This is a genomic window from Microbacterium sp. AISO3 (assembly GCF_002204305.1).
Taxonomy (GTDB): Bacteria; Actinomycetota; Actinomycetes; order Actinomycetales; family Microbacteriaceae; genus Microbacterium; species Microbacterium arborescens.
This window is the reverse complement of sequence record NZ_NHRF01000086.1, coordinates 1-430: the sequence shown is the minus strand read 5'-3', so window position 1 is coordinate 430 and position 430 is coordinate 1. Positions and strand designations below refer to the sequence as shown.

The following is a 430-nucleotide window of genomic DNA, read 5'->3' as shown; positions in this document are numbered from 1 at the left end:
ACCCTCACCAGAGTTATCGCGCGGCAACGCGTTGGCGTCGTTCTCGTTGAGCTCATCAATCCACCACGGACGGGCGGCCGGCATGTCGAGAACCGGTCCGTCGTGAGCAACCGTCCGCGGATCGACGTCGACAATCCGCTCGCCCTGCCAATCAATGTGAAGTCGACCGGTGTCGGTGACCTCGCCAATGACAGTGGCAGCGACACCCCAATGGGCGCAGATCTCCATGAAGCGGTCAAGCTGATCGGGGCGCACCACCGCGGCCATCCGCTCCTGGGACTCGCTCATGAGGATCTCTTCAGGGGCGAGGTTCGGGTCGCGCAGCGGAACGCGGTCGAGCTCGACGTGCATGCCACCGTCGCCAGCACTGGCCAGCTCGGAGGTGGCACAGGAGATTCCGGCGGCACCGAAATCCTGCAAGGCCTCAACT

General features: G+C 64.4%; 1 protein-coding gene. It reads right to left on the bottom strand.

Annotated features, from left to right (window positions below; all coding sequences use genetic code 11):
• Window positions 1–430: AIR synthase-related protein (locus CBF90_RS16435; protein WP_242435709.1), on the bottom strand; the 430-nt coding region annotated here is incomplete at both ends.